Source organism: Microbacterium sp. Root280D1 (genome assembly GCF_001428975.1).
Classification (GTDB): Bacteria; Actinomycetota; Actinomycetes; order Actinomycetales; family Microbacteriaceae; genus Microbacterium.
The window spans coordinates 897,163-913,369 of record NZ_LMJK01000001.1; the positions used below are offsets into that span (position 1 = coordinate 897,163).

Here is a 16,207-nt window from a genome sequence, read left to right on the forward strand (position 1 = left end):
CTTCTCACAATCCACCATCTGCAACCCACCAGGGCGACCTGGCCACCTAGAGAGAGACACAGTGAACACTCCCAACAACGGACGCGGATCCCGCGTCGCGGCAGGTCTGCTCGTCGCAGGCGTCGCCGCGCTGACCCTCGCAGCGCCTGCAAGCGCCGCGACGCCCAACCTCGTCGACCCGGACGCCGTCGGTTCGCTGACGATCCACAAGTTCGAGGCACCCGAGACGCCCACCGGCCTGCCGAACGACGGCACCGAGCAGAACGTCGCACTGGCACCGCTGCCGGGCGTGGGCTTCACGGTCTACAAGGTCGACACGATCGACCTGACGAGCAACCAGGGCTGGGTCGACGCGAACGATCTCGCCGACCTGAACCCCGACAGCGTCGCTGACATCACGGCTGCCGGATACACGGCCAGCGCGATCGGCGGTCAGACCCTGACCGACGCGAACGGTGAGATCGCCCTGGCGAACCTCGACCTCGGCCTCTACTTCGTGGTGGAGACCGCTCCGCTCGCTGGCTCCACCGGCGTGGCCCCGTTCCTCGTGACGGTCCCGCTGACGGACCCGGCCGATGACAGCACGTGGCTGTACGACGTGCACGTCTACCCGAAGAACGCCCTCACCGAGGCGACCAAGACCGTCGAGGACTCGGCCGACATCAAGCTCGGCGACGAGATCGACTTCACGATCACGGCAGGCATCCCCAACGTCGCAGTCATCGACGGCTACAAGATCGTCGACACGCTCGACGCCAAGCTCGACTACGTGAGCGCCGCTGTGACGCTCGTCGACGGGACCCCGCTCGCTGCGGGTGACTACACGGTCGTCCACGACGCCGCCACCAACGCGGTCACGGTCGAGTTCACCGCCGCGGGTCGCGCAGTTCTCGCGGCTCACCCCGCCACCGAGGTTCAGGTCGTCATCACCGCCGAGGTCAACACGGTCGGCGAGATCGCCAACACGGCAGTGCTCTACCCGAACGCCGGTTCGTACACGGTCGCACCGGGCGAGCCCGGCGGACCCACCGTCACCCCCGAGGTCATCACCAAGTGGGGCGACATCACGGTCGAGAAGACCGACAAGGCCGGCGCACCGCTCACCGGCGCTGTGTTCTCGGTGTACCCGACCCAGCAGGACGCGATCGACGGCACCAACGCCATCGCTCTCGCCGGTTCGACCGAGTTCGCGGTCGCCGCTGACGGCACCGTGACCATCTCGGGTCTGCGCTACTCCGACTGGGCTGACAACGCCACCGTCGCCGTGGGCGAAGACGGCTACCAGTCGTACTGGCTCGCTGAGATCGTCGCACCCGACGGATTCGAGCTGCTCGCAGCTCCGATCGAGTTCACCGTCACCGCCGCCACCTCGGCTGTGGGCGTCGACCTCGAGGTCGTCAACGTTCCCTCGAACGCCGGCTTCACCCTGCCGCTGACCGGTGGCACCGGCACGACCCTGTTCCTCGCCGGCGGCGTCATGCTGCTCGGTGGAGCGGTCCTGCTCGCCATCCGCAGCCGTCGCAAGGCCGCAGCACAGGCGTAACCCGAAAGACCGGCCGTGCGGGGGAGGTGAAGAGATCCCTTCCCCCGCACGGCCCATTCGTTTCCACCTACTTCTTCTCCAGCTCCGATCAGAAAGCGCAGCATGACCCTCATCGACGCGTCCGCACCGGACGCCCCAGCGCGACCCGCTACGGGTGCCACCGCCCAGAAGGCGCGGTGGGGATGGAGCCAGTCGATCGTCATGCTCATCGCGACCATCGGCATCGTGGTCCTCGTCTACCCGACCGCGGCCTCCTGGTTCTCGGCCTGGTCTCACGACACCGACGTCGACGGGTACATCCAGTCCGTCGAGCAGATCCCCGATGAGGCGGTCGACGAGATGCTCGCCGCCGCTGAGGAGTACAACGAGAATCTTCCGACCGGGCCGCTGCGCGACCCGTATGCCCTCGGAGCAGACGGACAGCAGACGGCGATCGGCGAGGGGGCCTCGGCGTACTTCGACACTCTGACCACCGAGGGAACCGACACGATGGCGCGGATTCGCATTCCGAGCATCCACGTCGATCTGCCGGTCTTCCACGGCACCGATGAAGACACACTGTCTCGCGGTATCGGGCACCTCTACGGCTCATCGCTTCCTGTCGGTGGACCGGGGACGCATTCGGTGCTCACCGGCCACAACGGCTTCGTGCAGGCCACCCTCTTCGATGACATCGATGAACTCGTCGAGGGCGACGTCATCATCGTCAGCGCACTGGGCGAAGACCTCTACTACGAGGTCGATCAGACCAAGACCGTGCTTCCCGACGACGCGGAAGACCTGCGTCAGGTCGCAGGCAAGGACTACCTCACGCTCGTCACGTGCACGCCCACCGGCGTCAACACGCACCGCCTGCTCGTGCGCGCAGAGCGCATCGATGCTCCGACCGAGGACTCCGCGGTGACGACCATCGCGGACACCACCGACCCCGCCGGCTTCCCGTGGTGGGCACTGCTCGTCGTCGGGGTGCCGGCACTCACGTTCATCGTCGTCAAGCCTCGCCGTGCCCGGAAGAACCGCAGCGGCCGACGAGCGACGCACGTGTCCGCTGGCTCCGACTCATGACGGTCGACGTCGCAGTGGACCGCACCGCCGCGAACGGCGACGAACCCGGCGAGCCCGTGACACGCCGCCGCCCGCGGCGACGTATCGGTCTGCTGTCGACCAGCATCCTGCTCGTCGGACTGGGAGCATCCTTCCTCTCCGCATCCGTGCTCGCCCCCGATGCGGTCGACAAAGTGACCGGTGACGTCAAAGTCTCGGTGCTGAAGACATTCCATGAGGTCTTCGCGCCCGACGAGCTTCCCGTCATCAGGCTCGGGGTCGAGGGCGGGATGGTCGAGCTCGACCGATGCGACGGCACGTTCACCGAGATGATCAGCTACCGCATCGACGACGTGCTGCCGCTGTTCGCCGCACACAACAACTGCGGGGGAGACGTGATCCTCGGCTGGGAGCTCGGTCAGCGGGTCACCGTCGAGGGCTCCGACGTGATCTACGAGGTGGTCGAGGAGCGGCACACGCCCAAGTGGTCGAACGTCGAAGAACTCACCGGTATGACGGGGGAGTTCATGGTCCAGACGTGCTTCTACGGCGAGAACAAGATGCGCTTCCTGTCGCTCGCGCCCGTGGACCCGGCGGCGAGCGGCAGCTGATGTCCTGCACAGCGAGAATCTCGGGTTCTGACCGTCACGATTTCCGGTCATACCGGTCTTGTAGGTATGGCCATCGGCCTCGCGTCGGGTTCCCGGCCGACGCCCGCACAGCAGAGGTCGACCACTCCCCGGCCGAACCTTCTCAGAGCGGATTCGACCCTTACGAGAGTCGGAGGGACGAGGCATCCCCACTGCCTCGTCCCTCAACCGTCTCCGGCGCTGCGCTCGCGATGCCGGACTCGACAGCATCCGGAGCAGCATGATCCTCGGTACGTATCTCGACGACGACGACATCTCGGGTGAGCCGTCCGATGCCGAGATCATCGAGGCGGTGCGGGGTGGCGACATCGGCGACTTCGCCCTCCTGTGGCGCCGGCATGTCGAATCCGCGCGCCGAGCCGCGCGAGCGATCTCGCCCTCGGCGGATCCCGACGATCTCGTGAGCGAGGCGTTCGCGTCGATACTCCGGGTGACCAAGGCGGGCGGCGGGCCGAGCGACGCGTTCCGGCCATATCTCCTCGCCACGCTGCGCAACACGGCCGCGCGCTGGTCCCGCAACGGGACCGACCTGTCGATCGACCTGATCTCGGAGGGCGATCTGTCGTCGGAGGGCGGCGATGCCTTCGAGCGCATCGCCGAGCGATCCAGCATCGCGGCCGTGTTCGGCACGCTGTCGGCTCGGCATCGCACGCTGCTCTGGTATCTCGAGGTCGAGGGCATGAAGCCGCGAGAGCTCGCGCCCCTGATGGGGATGACGGCCAATGCGGTCTCCGCTCTCGCGGCGCGCGCACGCGACAGCTTCAAACGCGCCTGGCTCGAGGCGCACATCCACGATCCCTCGCGGTCTGAGGACTGCAGGTGGTTCTGCGAGCGCGTGGTCGACCGTCGCGGTCGTCCGGTCGCGGTCGGCGACGCCGACCGTTTCAGAGAGCACATGAGCGTGTGCGGCGGATGCCGGATCGTCGCCGCGGAGATCGATACCGTCTCGCAGCGGCTGCGGGCGATCCTGCCTGCCGCGCTGTTGGGAGGCGTGGCGGCGGCGATCTACACCGGTGATGCCTCCGCGGAGGCGCAGGTCATGGGCGCGAGCTCCGTGGTGGGGTCCACCGGGTCGTCTGGCTGGGCCGATGCAGCAACCTCCTCGATCGGCGCGGGGGCGCCTGTCGCCGCGCACGGAGCAGCGGCGGTGGTACCGGCCGGTGGCTTGGCCGCCTTGGCGGCGACCGCCGTCGTCGTGGTCGGCGCCGTCATCCTGGCGGGCAGCGTCCTGAGTCTGTCGGCCGAGGAATCGGACGATTCGGAACTCACCCGGTCGATCTCCGAGGCGTCGGTCTCCGGTGAGGCGGGCCCGGTTCTCGAAGATCTGCCGCGCTTCCCGACTCAGCCGCCCGCATCCGAGCCGATGCCCGAACCGCAGCCCCTGCCGTCGCCGGAGCCCGAGGTCGATGCGGGACTGGAGCCCGATTCGGACGCGAGCCGTGAACCGGAGACCCCAGGACCCGGCGAGAGGCAGCCCCCACTGACCCCGCTCAGTATCGCCCCGGCCCCGTCGACAGCGGTTCCGACCCCGACTCCGACCCCGACCCCGACCGACGCTCCGTCGGAGACACCGCCGCCCATCGACCTGGCGGAGTTCCGCATCACCCGGTCGATCGCCCAGGACTCTCTCGTGCCGGATCTGATCGAGGGGGTCGGCGCTGCAGGCGCGGTCGTCACGGTGACCGACGAGAGCGGCGTCATGCTCGACACCGGGGTGATCGACGAAGACGGCGCATTCGTGCTCGACGTCTCGGGCGAAGCCCTGCGTCAGGGCATGACGCTCAGCGTGAGGCAGTACGACGCGGCGACCGGAGTCACCGAGTGGGCGGAGGCGATGGGGCCGCTCACCTTCGCGACGCCCACGATCGCGGCCGCGGACCAGGATGCCTGTCCTGAGGCGTCCCTCGGCGCTGTCAGCTGTCTGCATCTGAGCGCCGCACCGGATGCGTGGGTCGAGCTGCTCGATGAGCAGGGGCGATCGCGCACTGTGCGGCTCGCGACCGACGACATCGACGGGATCGTCGTGCGATCCGGTGTCGATGAGCCGTTCGTCGCCGCCCGGTACATCGAGCCGTCCACGGGTCGTGCCGGAGTGACCGTGCTGCTGCCGGCGGCGATCGAATGAGTCCTCACACTGCGGTGCGCGCGGTCGCCGACAGCCGGAGCCAGAGCCAGAGTCGCGTGGCCGGCGAATCGATGTCGATCCCGAGCTCGTTGCGCACGACATCGAGCCGATACCGGACGGTGTTCTGGTGAACGTGCAGTGCGCTGGCGGTCTCACGCACACTGCCGAGCTGGTCGAGGAAGACCCGCATGGTGTGCGTCAGACGGGTGCCCTGCGCGGCATCATGCTCGGCGAGGATGCTCGCGGCGTCGCCGACCGTGGCATCCAGGCCGTCGATCAGGTCGGCGACCTGGAGGATCGCCAGGCGATCGCGCATCTCGTCGAAGGTCGCGATGCGGAGCTCATGGTCGTCGCGGAGCGACGAACTCACGAGCACGCCGGCCGTGGCCCCGGCCTCACGATAGGAACGGCCGATGCCGTTGATGTCGTACGCGCGCGTGCCGATGCCGGCGATCAACGCGTCGTCGATCCGGATCACCGCCTGGGTGAAGGTCTCGACCGCAGCCGCGTTCGGGCCCGGGATGAGCGTCACGACCTCCGAGCCGACGACCGCGCTGTGGGAGCCGGGGAAAGCGGCGCCGGACACGCTCATCGCCAGATGGAGTACTCGCTGCAGACCGCGCATCGCCTCCACCTCGTCGAACGTGGTGATCCGGAAGCACACGACCGTGCATCCGGCTTCGGGACGGATGAGGAGCTGCGACGCCGCGCCGCGGGCATGCCGTCGATCTTCGAGAAGCGTGCGGAGCAGGTCGGATGTCCGACGGTCCCGGTCGCCCGCCTCCGCTCGAGCACGAAGCAGATGCTGGGCCACGATCGGTTCCATCTCCTCCAGCAGGGACCGGGTCCGGGCGGCCGGCGATGGATCGATCTGGATCACCCAGAGAGAGCCGAGCAGCTCGCCGGACGCTCGCACGGCGATCCCGACGCGTCCGAACTCGTCGGTGCTCGAGGGGAAGTGCCGTGCCTCGCTGGCGCGGAGCAGCGACCGGTAGCGCGAGTCGGATGCGATCGAGATGTCCTCCTGCAGCAGCAGAGTGGTGCGTCGACGGACGTCGTCGATCGGCTGCTCGCTGTGCGTGGAGTAGCCGACGATCTGACCGGTCGAGTCGACGATGCTGACGGCACCGTCCGCGAGGGTGGCGATGGCGTTGGCGAGGCCGAAGAGGTCTCCCAGTCGCACACCCGAGACCCGGCCGATCGAGTGACCGCTCAGCAGCGACCGCAGGACGTTCGCCAGCTGTGCCCAGTCCCCGTCACTGTGGTGGAGGACAGGCAGGGCGACGTGCAGATCGAGGGCAATGCGCTCCAGGCCATCGCCGTCATCGGGAGCGCGCACCACCAGCGCGGCCGCCCCGACATCGGCCAGCTCGGCGACGAGGGCCGGAACGCTCGTCGTCGCGACACCGGCCCCGAGGACGATGCGATCGGTGTAGTCGGATGCGGATGCCGACGGATCGTAGAACTCCACGCCCACGTACGTCCTGGCATCGAGCCGCGTGCTTCGACGGGGGGAGAAGAGCCTCCCGTCGCTCAGACGGAGCGCGTCGCGCAACGTGGGAGCTTCGGCGCGGATGTCATCGAAGGCCATGGAATCTTCTCTATTCGGTGTCAAGAACTCTCGTATGAATCTACATACCGGTCAGATCGCGATGTCGCGAGACTGACAGTAAGAAGTCGAAAGGGATCCCTGTGAACGACCCGTCCGTTGCTCCTGCCTCGATTCGCGCCGAACGGGTCGCGCTATGAGCTCGTCGACAGTGCGCGAGCGGCGCACGCGGATCGATCCCGAGACGAGTGACGACGAGCTCGTCCTCGCGACCCGAGCGGGGAACAGCAGTGCGTTCGGCGTGCTGTGGGATCGTCACTCGCCGGCAGCCCTCCGCGCGGCGCGTTCGATCACGAGCTCGATCGACCCCGAGGATCTCGTCAGTGAGGCGTTCGCCAAGACCTTCAGCGCGATCCGCAATGGCGGAGGTCCGACGGATGCGTTCCGTCCCTACATCTTCGCGGCCGTGCGCAGCGCGGCCGCCACATGGGGAGGAAAGCAGAAGGACGTCGTCGCGCTCGAATACATCGAGGAGCTTCCGGCCGAGCACACGGAGGATTCGCTCGACCTGCTCTCTGACAAGGCGCTGCTGACGGTGGCGTTCAAGGACCTCCCCGAACGGTGGCGCACACTGCTCTGGTACCTCGAAGTCGAGGGCATGAAGCCGCGTGAGATCGCGCCGCTCATGGGCATGACTCCCAACGCCGTCTCGGTGCTGGCGGCCCGGGCGCGCGAGGGCTTCAAGCTCGCCTGGCTGCAGGCCCACATCAAGGAACCGGGACGTGACCCGGAATGCCGGTGGGTCTGCGAGCGCATCGTGGCGCAGGGGCGCAGGCGCCATGTGGCGCGTGCCGACCGAGCGCGATTCGACGCGCACCTGGAGCGCTGCCAGCGGTGCACGATGGCGAGCGCCGAGATCGAGCAGGCGTCATCGAAGCTGCGCGCCGTGCTGCTTCCCGTGATCATCGGCGGACCGGCGGCGTTAGCCTATTCGGCCGGATCTCCTGCGCCTGCGACGGCTGCGTCTGCGCCGGCCTGGATGCCCAGGGGTACCGCTCGGTGGCTGGTCGTCGGCGGATCCGTCGCGGCAGCCGGGGCCGTCGTCGCGGTCGCAGCGGTGGCCGCACAGCTGGCGCCCGTGGGCGCGCCGAACGCCGAGGAGTCGTCGACACCGTCGTCCGCGCTCGTCGTCGCATCTCCGGCGCCGATCATGTCGCCCGAATCGACGGCGGTCCCGAGCCCGATCGCGCCGGCGGAGGAGGCCGAGACGGGTGTCGACCCGCAGACGCCCGTGACCGTTCCCGAGGAGCACGCCGGCCCCGAGGTCGTCATCGACCCGATCATCGTGGTTCCCCCGGTGGTCGACCCGTCCGTGGTCGCGCCTCCCGCCGGCGGCCCCTCGGTCATCGCGCCTCCCGCCGTGAAGGCGCCGGTCATCGACCCTCCTGTCGTCGACCCTCCTGTCGTCGACCCTCCGGTGGTCGACCCGCCGATGGTCGACCCTCCTGTCGTCGACCCTCCGGTGATCGAGCCCCCGGTGGTTGACCCGCCGGTGGTTGACCCTCCCGTCGTCGAGCCGCCTGCCGTCGACCCTCCGGTGATCGACCCTCCGGTCGTCGAGCCTCCCGTCGTCGAGCCGGTGACGATGGACTGGAGCATCCTGCCGGGGACGACTGTTCCCCCGACCATCACCGGCACGGGAACTCCGGGAGCAGCGGTGCAGATCGTCGACGAGACCGGACTCGTGATCGCCTCCACCCTCGTCGGTCCTGACGGAGATTTCTCGGTGCGCCCCGATGTCGACACGCTTCACCAGGGCATGTCGATCTCGATGCGCCACACATCCCGGACCACCGGCGTGCGGACGGTGAGTGATCCGACGGGGCGCCTCTACTTCCCGGTCCCGGGGCTCGCCGAAGACTCGGACGGTGCGATCTCCCGCGTCGACTCCGACGGCGACGGGCGACGGGATGACCTCTCGCTCGACGTCCGCGGCGTCGCCGGCTCGACGGCATCCGTGTCCCTGGACGGGGAGACGGCGTCGCTCGCGCTGCTCGACGACTCCTCGACCATCGTGTCGTTCATCGACATCCGGCCCGGGCTCCATCGGATCACCCTGCGCTACGTCGACCCGGCGACGGGGATCCTCGGCATCTCGGACACGGACTACATCCTCGTCGTTCCCTGACCGTCGCCCCGTGTGCGCAGGGCCCCGCGGGGTGCGCCAGATGAGAAGCTAGAAGGATGAGCATCTCCCGCGAATCCGACGTGATCGCCCCGACCGGGGGCGGCCCGCTGACCGATGTCGAGGTGAGGCGACTCCGCGAGGACTTCCCGATCCTGCGCTCCGAGGTCAACGGGCACCCGCTCGTGTATCTGGATTCGGGTGCGACGTCGCAGCGTCCGCTCGCCGTGCTCGACGCCGAACGCGAGTTCGCCACCACCCTCAACGCGGCCGTTCACCGTGGTGCGCACACTCTCGCGGCCGAGGCCACCGAGGTGTTCGAGGACGCTCGGGCCGCCGTCGCGCGGTTCGTGGGTGCCGACGAGGGCGAGATCGTGTGGACGTCGAACGCCACCGAGGCGCTCAACCTCATCGCGTATTCGATCTCGAACGCCTCGCTCGGCCGCGGGGGAGCGGCAGCCGAGCGCCTGCGTCTGCACGAGGGCGACGAGATCGTCACGACCGAGATGGAGCACCACGCCAACCTCATCCCGTGGCAGGAACTCGCGGCCCGCACAGGAGCGACCCTGCGGGTCATCCCGCTCGACGACGACGGTGCACTCCGGCTCGACGCCGCCGCAGATCTCATCACCGACCGCACGAAGCTCATCGCCGTCACGCATGTGTCGAACGTGCTCGGCGTCATCAATCCGGTCGAGCATCTTGTGGCGCGTGCGCGCGCCGTCGGCGCGCTCGTCGTGCTCGACGCCTGCCAGTCGGCACCCCATCTGCCGCTGGATGTCCGCGCACTCGACGTCGACTTCGCCGTGGTGTCCGGTCACAAGATGCTCGGGCCGACGGGAATCGGCGCGCTCTACGGGCGGCGCGAGCTGCTCGAGGCCATGCCGCCGTTCCTGACGGGTGGATCGATGATCACCACCGTCACCACGACGGAGGCGGAATACCTGCCGCCGCCGCAGCGGTTCGAAGCCGGCACCCAGCGGGTGTCCCAGGCGGTCGCGCTCGCCGCGGCGATCGACTATCTGACGGCGGTGGGGATGCCGCGCATCGCGGCGCACGAGGCTGCATTCGGCGCGCGACTCGTCGAGGGGCTCACGGCCATCGATGGGGTGCGCGTGCTCGGTGCCGGCATCGATCTGCCGCGTGTGGGCCTCGCGAGCTTCGACGTCGAGGGCATCCACTCGCACGATGTCGGGCAGTTCCTCGATGATCGCGGCATCGCGGTGCGTGTCGGACACCACTGCGCACAGCCGCTGCATCGTCGCCTCGGCGTCACCTCATCGACGAGGGCCAGCACGTACCTGTACACGACCGATGACGAGATCGACGCCGTGATCGACGGCGTCCAGGGTGCGATCGACTTCTTCCGGAGGGGCGCATGAGCGACCTGCAGAACCTGTATCAAGAGCTCATCCTCGATCACTCCCGCACCCCGCACGGGTTCGGGCTCCGGGGTGAGATCGCCGCGCAGTCGCACCAGGTGAACCCGACCTGCGGTGACGAGGTGACTCTGCAAGTGCACCGCGGCGCCGACGGCGGCATCGAGGCGATCGCGTGGGAAGGACACGGATGCGCCATCTCGCAGGCATCCGCGTCGCTGCTCGCCGAGCTCGCCGAGGGGCTCACGGTCGACGAGCTCGAGATCCGCATCGCCGCGTTCCGCGAGGCGATGCGTTCGCGCGGCAAGATCGAACCGGATGAAGAGCTGCTCGGCGATGCCGCTGCTCTCGGGGGCGTCTCGCGATACGTGGCACGGGTGAAGTGCGCCATGCTCGCCTGGGTCGCTGCGGAGGATGCACTCCACAAGTCCTGAGCACCGAGGCGATGCGGTGCAGGATGGAATCATGCCTCTTGAACTGACTCCTCTCACCGCAGACGCCTTCGACGACTGGCGCGAGGCCACGAGAGCACGACTCGTGTCGCTGCGGCAGGAGTCCGGGATGCACGTCGGCGACGATGCCGTCTCGCACGTGGACGCCGTGCTCGACGAGCTGCTCCCCGCAGGGCACGACACCGAGACCTCGCTCATCCTCACGATCGATGACGGCGACGCCCAGATCGGCACCGTCTGGCTCGCCGCGAACAACGGCGTGCTGTTCATCGTCGATCTCGCGTTCGCGACCGAGCCGAGTGGCCGACAGCTCGACGGCCTCCTCGACGAGCTGATGACGCTCGCGCGGAGGCAGCAGGTCGGTCGTCTGAGTGTCGCCCTGCATTCGTCCGACACCGCTGGTCGCGGTTTCGTCGAGGGGCGGGGATTCGAGGTCGCGTCGATCCAGATGCTTCTCGAACCGCTGCCGTCTCGGGCGGCACAGCCGTCAGACGGCGCGTTCGTCGTGGCGCCGATGACCCCGGAGCGCTTCGCGAGCTTCGCTGCCGCGTCCGAGGCGGCCTTCGCGGAAGACCTGGTGGCATCCGGTCGGTATTCGGCGGAGGATGCCGTCGTCGAGTCGCACCGGCAGATGGAGCTCGAGCTGCCGGACGGCATCGATTCGGAGGGGCAGGAGCTGTTCACCGCCCACGTGGACGGCATCGAGGTCGGGGTGCTGTGGATCGGCATCCGTCGGCGAGGAGGGCGCCCGCACGGGTTCATCCTCGACATCGAGGTCGCCGAGGACCAGCGCCGCAAGGGCTATGGTCGTGATCTCATGCTCGCGGCCGAGCGCGAGGCCGCACGACTCGGTGCCGACTCGATCGGGCTGCATGTCTTCGGTTTCAACGCATCGGCGATCCGTCTCTACGAGAGCCTCGGCTACCGCCGGGTCGAGGAGCGCTTCCTGCTCACGGTGTGATCGCGACACGCGGGGTCACGCGGGAATAGCGGCGCGGGACGGGCGTTGGGCCCCACATGACTACTCTCGGAATCATCGGTGCAGGACACATCGGCAGCCAGATCGCACGGGTCGCCGTGGCGAACGGCTACGACGTGATGATCGCGAACTCCCGTGGACCGGAGACGCTCTCGGATCTCGTCGCAGAACTCGGCGATCGAGCGACTGCCGCAACCGCGGTGGATGCGGCTGCGGCCGGAGACGCCGTGGTCGTCACCGTCCCCCTGGGCAAGATCGACGAGCTGCCGGTCGAGCAGCTCGCGGGCAAGATCGTGCTCGACACGAACAACTACTACTTCGAGCGCGATGGGCACATCGAGGCCCTCGACCGCGGCGAGACCACCACATCGGAGCTTCTGCAGGCGCAGCTGCCGACGTCGCGCATCGCCAAGGCGTTCAACCACATCCTCGCGGCCGACATCACGACCGACGGATCGCCCGCGGGCACACCCGATCGACGCGCCCTCGCCACAGCGGGCGATGACGCCGAGGCCGTCGCCTTCGTCACCCGCTTCTACGACGAGGCCGGCTTCGACACGGTCAACGTCGGACCCCTCAGCGAGTCCTGGAGGGTCGAGCGCGATCGCCCGGCATACGTCGTGCGCCAGAACGCCGACGAGCTGACGGCGAACCTCGCGATCGCCAACCGTCTGCCCTGACGACACGGACGAGGGGAGCGGATGCCGAGGCATTCGCTCCCCTTTTCTCTGTCCGCCCCGATGGAGCACCCGTAACATATGCGCCGCGTTGGGATACCAAACTTGTCGGGCGGTTCTCCGAGTGAGACAATTCGGTCATGGCGGGGGTGGGGATTGCCGGCGAACTCGAGTCGGTGCGGGTGACGCGCGTTCTTCGCGATGACATCGTGCTCGGTCGGCGCGCCCCCGGTTCCCGGCTGGTCGAACGAGATATCGCGGCCGAGCTCAACGTCTCGCGGCTTCCGGTGCGCGAGGCCATCCGCACTCTCGTCGGCGAGGGAGTGGTCGTCGCACGCCCGCGGACCTGGGCAGTCGTGCGGGAGTTCACGCATCGGGACATCCGGGACTTCGGGGAGGTCCGCGAGGCGATCGAGACCCTGATCTTCGTCTTCGCCGCCGAACGTCACACCGACGAGGGGATCGCGCGGCTTCGAGCGGCCTATGAGCGCGAATTCGCCGCAGCATCCGCGGGCGAGATCGAGGCAGCGCGGATCGCTGCGGGCGAGTTCCACGAGATCTCGGCCGAGCTCGCCGGCAACGAGATGCTGGGCGAACTCATCGCGGTGTTCGTCACACGGCTGCGCTGGCTCTTCGGGCAGCACGACGATCTGCTCGCGATGGCCGAGGAGCATCGGCTGATCCTCGAAGCGGTCGCCGCGCGTGACACGGACGCCCTGCGCGTGATGGTCCCGCGCCATCTGGCCAGCGGGCAGGAAGCCGCCGAGCGACGCCTCAGCGACCAGGCATAGTCGATCTGATCGGCCCGGCCCGGCGTGCCGCGCGAACGCAGCGCACGACCGCGCCGCGCGGCCGACCACCGACCGGCCTGGAGAGCGGTCTCCCGCGGGGATATATTGGCCATACGGAATGGTTCCGGAGAGTCGTGTCCTGGGGAGCGATATGAGAGGCGTCGCCGTCGTCGCGGGGGGACTGCTGCTCCTCGGCGGAACGGTGCTCATCGCTGTCGCGGATCAGCAGCGTGTGGATGCCCTCGCCGAGGCGAGGGCGGCTGTCGTCCAGGCGGAAGAGCGGCTCGAGCTCGCGCGCGAGGTGAACCTCCGTCTCGCCGAGCAGCTGACGGCACTGCGCACCACCATCGCCGAACAGGAGACGCTGCTCACCGACACCTCCGGGTTCCTGCCATGAGGCGAACTCTGTGATCCGGCGGTTCCTCTCCGTCACGATCGTCGCAGCAGTGATGCTGACTGCGGGCGTCGTCGGTCGCGCCGCGGCCCTGGACGAGGACAGGGCAGAGGCGATCGCCGAGCTGCAGTCGCTGGCGCAGTCGATCCGTACGGCGGAGATGCGCACGGACCACCTCGACGGATCGATCGCGATCGCCGAGAAGGACACCGCAGCGCGTGCCGCAGTCCTCGAGGTGCGGCCCGCGTTCGTCGACGAGATCGCGGCGCTGACTGCGGCGATCGAGGGAGCAGTCGGCAAGGTCGACACCTCGGCACACAGGGCCTCCGCGCAGTCGGCCCAGCAGTCCGTGCTCGACGAGCGCAAGAACCCGGCGACCGTGGTCGCCGCCACAGCCACCGTGCATGCCCTCATCGACAAGGTGGGTCAGGACATCGGCAGCTGGGAGACGGCGCAGTACGCCGCTCCCTCGGGCCCCGCGTGGGCATCGAGCGGGCCGGACGGGTACGCGCGCGTGCGTGCCGCTCTCGACCAGGTCGGCGGCGGGGCGGTCGGGCTCTACGAATCGGCTTCCTGTGCGGGAGGGACCGCGCCGGCGTGCGCGAACAGCGGCGGCTTCATCAAGTACCGCGCCGACATCGTCGACTGGAGTGCCGACCGACTGAACTGGGCGATGGCGCATGAGCTGGCGCACATCTACCAATTCCGGGTGTGGGGCGCCCTGACGTCGTCAGATGCCTACTACTCCGCGTTCGGAGGAGACGCCGAGTTCCTTGCGAACTGCATGGCGGTGGTTCGCGGATATCCGGGATCTGTCGGGTGCGACGCCGACCAGCAGGCGTGGGCGTCCGGGATCTGGGTCGGCGCAGTCGGCTGACTCAGGCGATCGGCGTCGTCGTGTCGATGGCCTCGCGCAGGGGACGCCGCATGACCCGCCAGTAGCTCGACGGGGCGACGCGGGTGAGCACATCGATCAGTCGCGCCTCGCGTCCGACCATCGTGCGGGCGCGGCGACGTTCGGTCGCGCGCACGATCAGCGCCGCGGCATCCGCGGGCTCCGTGTGGTACATCGCCGCCTGGGCGGCCGCGGCTCGCGCGGCGACGGCCGGCTCGATCGCCGCGGCATACCGTCCGTGCAGGATGATGCCCGTGCGCACGCCGGCGGGATACACCGCTCCCACCGTCACCGAGGTGCCGTCGAGTTCGTGGCGCAGGGCCTCGGAGAACCCGCGCACCGCGAACTTGCTCAGGGAGTAGGGGATGCGTCCCGCGGGGGCTGCCAGCGCGTAGACGCTGGCGAGGTGAGTGATGTGGGCGGCCGGTGCCGCGCGCAGGGCGGGGAGCAGCGCCTTCGTGATCGACACCGTGCCCCAGAGGTTCACATCCGTCAGCCAGCGCATCTCCTCCATGGTCAGCTGGTCGAGGTCGCCGAGCATCGACGAGCCCGCGCACGTGATCAGAGCATTCACCCTGGGGTGCGCCGCGGTGATCTCCGCGGCCGTGGCGAAGACGGCGTCGTCGTCGCGGAGATCGACCACATGGGTGGTGACGATGGCGCCCGCGAGCTCGGCGGCGATGGCTGCGAGGCCGTCGGCGTTGTGATCGATGAGCGCCAGATGCACGCGTCGGCGAGCGAGCAGCCGGGCGATGTCGGCACCCATCCCGCTCGCAGCGCCCGTGATGACCGTCGTGCTTCCGGTGAGCGTGAGACGCTTCATCGCATCCCTCCTGGCGGCGATCGGGAGAGCAGCCGGTCGTGGAGCGGGTCGGAGAGACCCGATTCCGATCCATTCTGGCCCACTGCATCCCCGAGCGATACCGGTACGCTCGAAGGGAGGAGGTAGGGGTGGGACGAACAGCGGATGCCATCGCCGAAGGCGTTGCGATCGCGACCGCTGCGGCGCGCCTCGCCGTGAAGAATCACATCCTCATCGGCACGATCGCCGAGAACGGCGTCTTCGACACGGACAAGTACGTCGCCGATGCGCGGGAAGCGCTGCGGGCGATGGCCGAGGAGTCCGAAGAGGTCGAGCGCAACCTGACCGAGCTGCGCAAACGCGCTCGCGGTCGCCATTCCGACCCCTCGGGAACCCATGACTACCGGGACCGCGACGTGCGCAACCTGCGTCGGAGGGCCAAGCAGTCGCACGGGGTCGCGACCAAGCTGCGCGACATGATGGAGGACGAGGCCGCCCTGCGCGTCATCGTCGAAGAGGCGCGCGAAGGCGCCTGGGCCGACGTGCGGCACAACCTCGATCGTCGGCTGCGCGTCGAGGGCATGCGACCCGATCAGGACCCCGATTACGACCGGATGCGCGAGGCGCGGATGCAGGCGCTGCGACTCGTCGACCTGCAGGCGCTGTCGTCTCTGCAGCGTGCGAAAGCGAAGCGGAAGAACAAGCAGAACACGCCCGACGGTGACGAGTGAGCGCTCGTTTC

At 68.7% G+C, this 16,207-nt stretch carries 15 protein-coding genes; 13 read left to right on the top strand and 2 right to left on the bottom strand.

Annotated elements, in window-relative coordinates:
* Positions 1-61 precede the first annotated feature (61 nt).
* The 4 genes from ASE34_RS04330 to ASE34_RS04345 all read left to right on the top strand — a co-directional run bounded on the left by ASE34_RS04330 (position 62) and on the right by ASE34_RS04345 (position 5,362).
* Positions 62-1,543 (top strand): SpaH/EbpB family LPXTG-anchored major pilin, encoded by a 1,482-nt coding sequence (locus tag ASE34_RS04330; protein ID WP_053098784.1) that lies wholly within the window; start codon positions 62-64, stop codon positions 1,541-1,543.
* 102 nt (positions 1,544-1,645) lie between these two features.
* Positions 1,646-2,608 carry a class C sortase gene (locus ASE34_RS04335; RefSeq protein ID WP_056276889.1) on the top strand — a complete coding sequence of 321 codons (963 nt, stop codon included), beginning with the start codon at positions 1,646-1,648 and terminating at the stop codon, positions 2,606-2,608.
* Positions 2,605-3,198 (top strand): hypothetical protein, encoded by a 594-nt coding sequence (locus tag ASE34_RS04340; protein WP_056276892.1) that lies wholly within the window; start codon positions 2,605-2,607, stop codon positions 3,196-3,198. The genes ASE34_RS04335 and ASE34_RS04340 overlap by 4 nt, the downstream gene beginning before the upstream one ends.
* A 259-nt stretch (positions 3,199-3,457) precedes the next feature.
* Positions 3,458-5,362: a sigma-70 family RNA polymerase sigma factor gene (locus tag ASE34_RS04345; RefSeq protein ID WP_056276895.1), complete on the top strand. Its 1,905-nt coding sequence runs from the start codon at positions 3,458-3,460 to the stop codon at positions 5,360-5,362.
* 4 nt (positions 5,363-5,366) lie between these two features.
* Here ASE34_RS04345 and ASE34_RS04350 read toward each other — a convergent pair whose 3' ends face one another.
* Complete coding sequence (locus ASE34_RS04350) at positions 5,367-6,953, bottom strand: PucR family transcriptional regulator (RefSeq protein ID WP_056276897.1); 1,587 nt, start codon at positions 6,951-6,953, stop codon at positions 5,367-5,369.
* Between the two features lie 154 nt (positions 6,954-7,107).
* On the opposite strand from ASE34_RS04350, the gene ASE34_RS04355 reads away from it, so the two are divergent.
* The 8 genes from ASE34_RS04355 to ASE34_RS04390 all read left to right on the top strand — a co-directional run bounded on the left by ASE34_RS04355 (position 7,108) and on the right by ASE34_RS04390 (position 14,645).
* Positions 7,108-9,099 (top strand): sigma-70 family RNA polymerase sigma factor, encoded by a 1,992-nt coding sequence (locus tag ASE34_RS04355; protein WP_056276902.1) that lies wholly within the window; start codon positions 7,108-7,110, stop codon positions 9,097-9,099.
* A 56-nt stretch (positions 9,100-9,155) separates the two neighbouring features.
* Positions 9,156-10,478 carry a cysteine desulfurase gene (locus ASE34_RS04360; RefSeq protein ID WP_056276905.1) on the top strand — a complete coding sequence of 441 codons (1,323 nt, stop codon included), beginning with the start codon at positions 9,156-9,158 and terminating at the stop codon, positions 10,476-10,478.
* On the top strand, positions 10,475-10,909 hold the full coding sequence (sufU, locus tag ASE34_RS04365) for a Fe-S cluster assembly sulfur transfer protein SufU (protein WP_056276906.1): 435 nt from the start codon (positions 10,475-10,477) through the stop codon (positions 10,907-10,909). Before ASE34_RS04360 ends, sufU begins: the two co-directional genes overlap by 4 nt.
* 31 nt (positions 10,910-10,940) lie before the next feature.
* Entirely contained in the window at positions 10,941-11,888 is a 948-nt protein-coding gene (locus ASE34_RS17740) for a GNAT family N-acetyltransferase (RefSeq protein WP_056276909.1), read from the top strand.
* A gap of 56 nt (positions 11,889-11,944) precedes the next feature.
* Positions 11,945-12,586, top strand: a complete 642-nt coding sequence (locus tag ASE34_RS04375) for an NADPH-dependent F420 reductase (protein WP_056276913.1) — start codon at positions 11,945-11,947, stop codon at positions 12,584-12,586.
* Between the two features lie 137 nt (positions 12,587-12,723).
* Positions 12,724-13,374: a GntR family transcriptional regulator gene (locus tag ASE34_RS04380; protein ID WP_056276916.1), complete on the top strand. Its 651-nt coding sequence runs from the start codon at positions 12,724-12,726 to the stop codon at positions 13,372-13,374.
* Between the two features lie 151 nt (positions 13,375-13,525).
* Positions 13,526-13,771: a hypothetical protein gene (locus ASE34_RS04385; RefSeq protein WP_072590746.1), complete on the top strand. Its 246-nt coding sequence runs from the start codon at positions 13,526-13,528 to the stop codon at positions 13,769-13,771.
* A gap of 10 nt (positions 13,772-13,781) precedes the next feature.
* Positions 13,782-14,645 (top strand): hypothetical protein, encoded by an 864-nt coding sequence (locus ASE34_RS04390; protein ID WP_230101003.1) that lies wholly within the window; start codon positions 13,782-13,784, stop codon positions 14,643-14,645.
* A gap of 1 nt (position 14,646) precedes the next feature.
* Here ASE34_RS04390 and ASE34_RS04395 read toward each other — a convergent pair whose 3' ends face one another.
* On the bottom strand, positions 14,647-15,486 hold the full coding sequence (locus ASE34_RS04395; protein WP_056276919.1) for an SDR family NAD(P)-dependent oxidoreductase: 840 nt from the start codon (positions 15,484-15,486) through the stop codon (positions 14,647-14,649).
* Positions 15,487-15,614: 128 nt separating this feature from the next.
* Between ASE34_RS04395 and ASE34_RS04400 the strand changes: the two genes are divergently transcribed.
* Entirely contained in the window at positions 15,615-16,196 is a 582-nt protein-coding gene (locus ASE34_RS04400; RefSeq protein ID WP_056276922.1) for a hypothetical protein, read from the top strand.
* Positions 16,197-16,207: the final 11 nt, after the last annotated feature.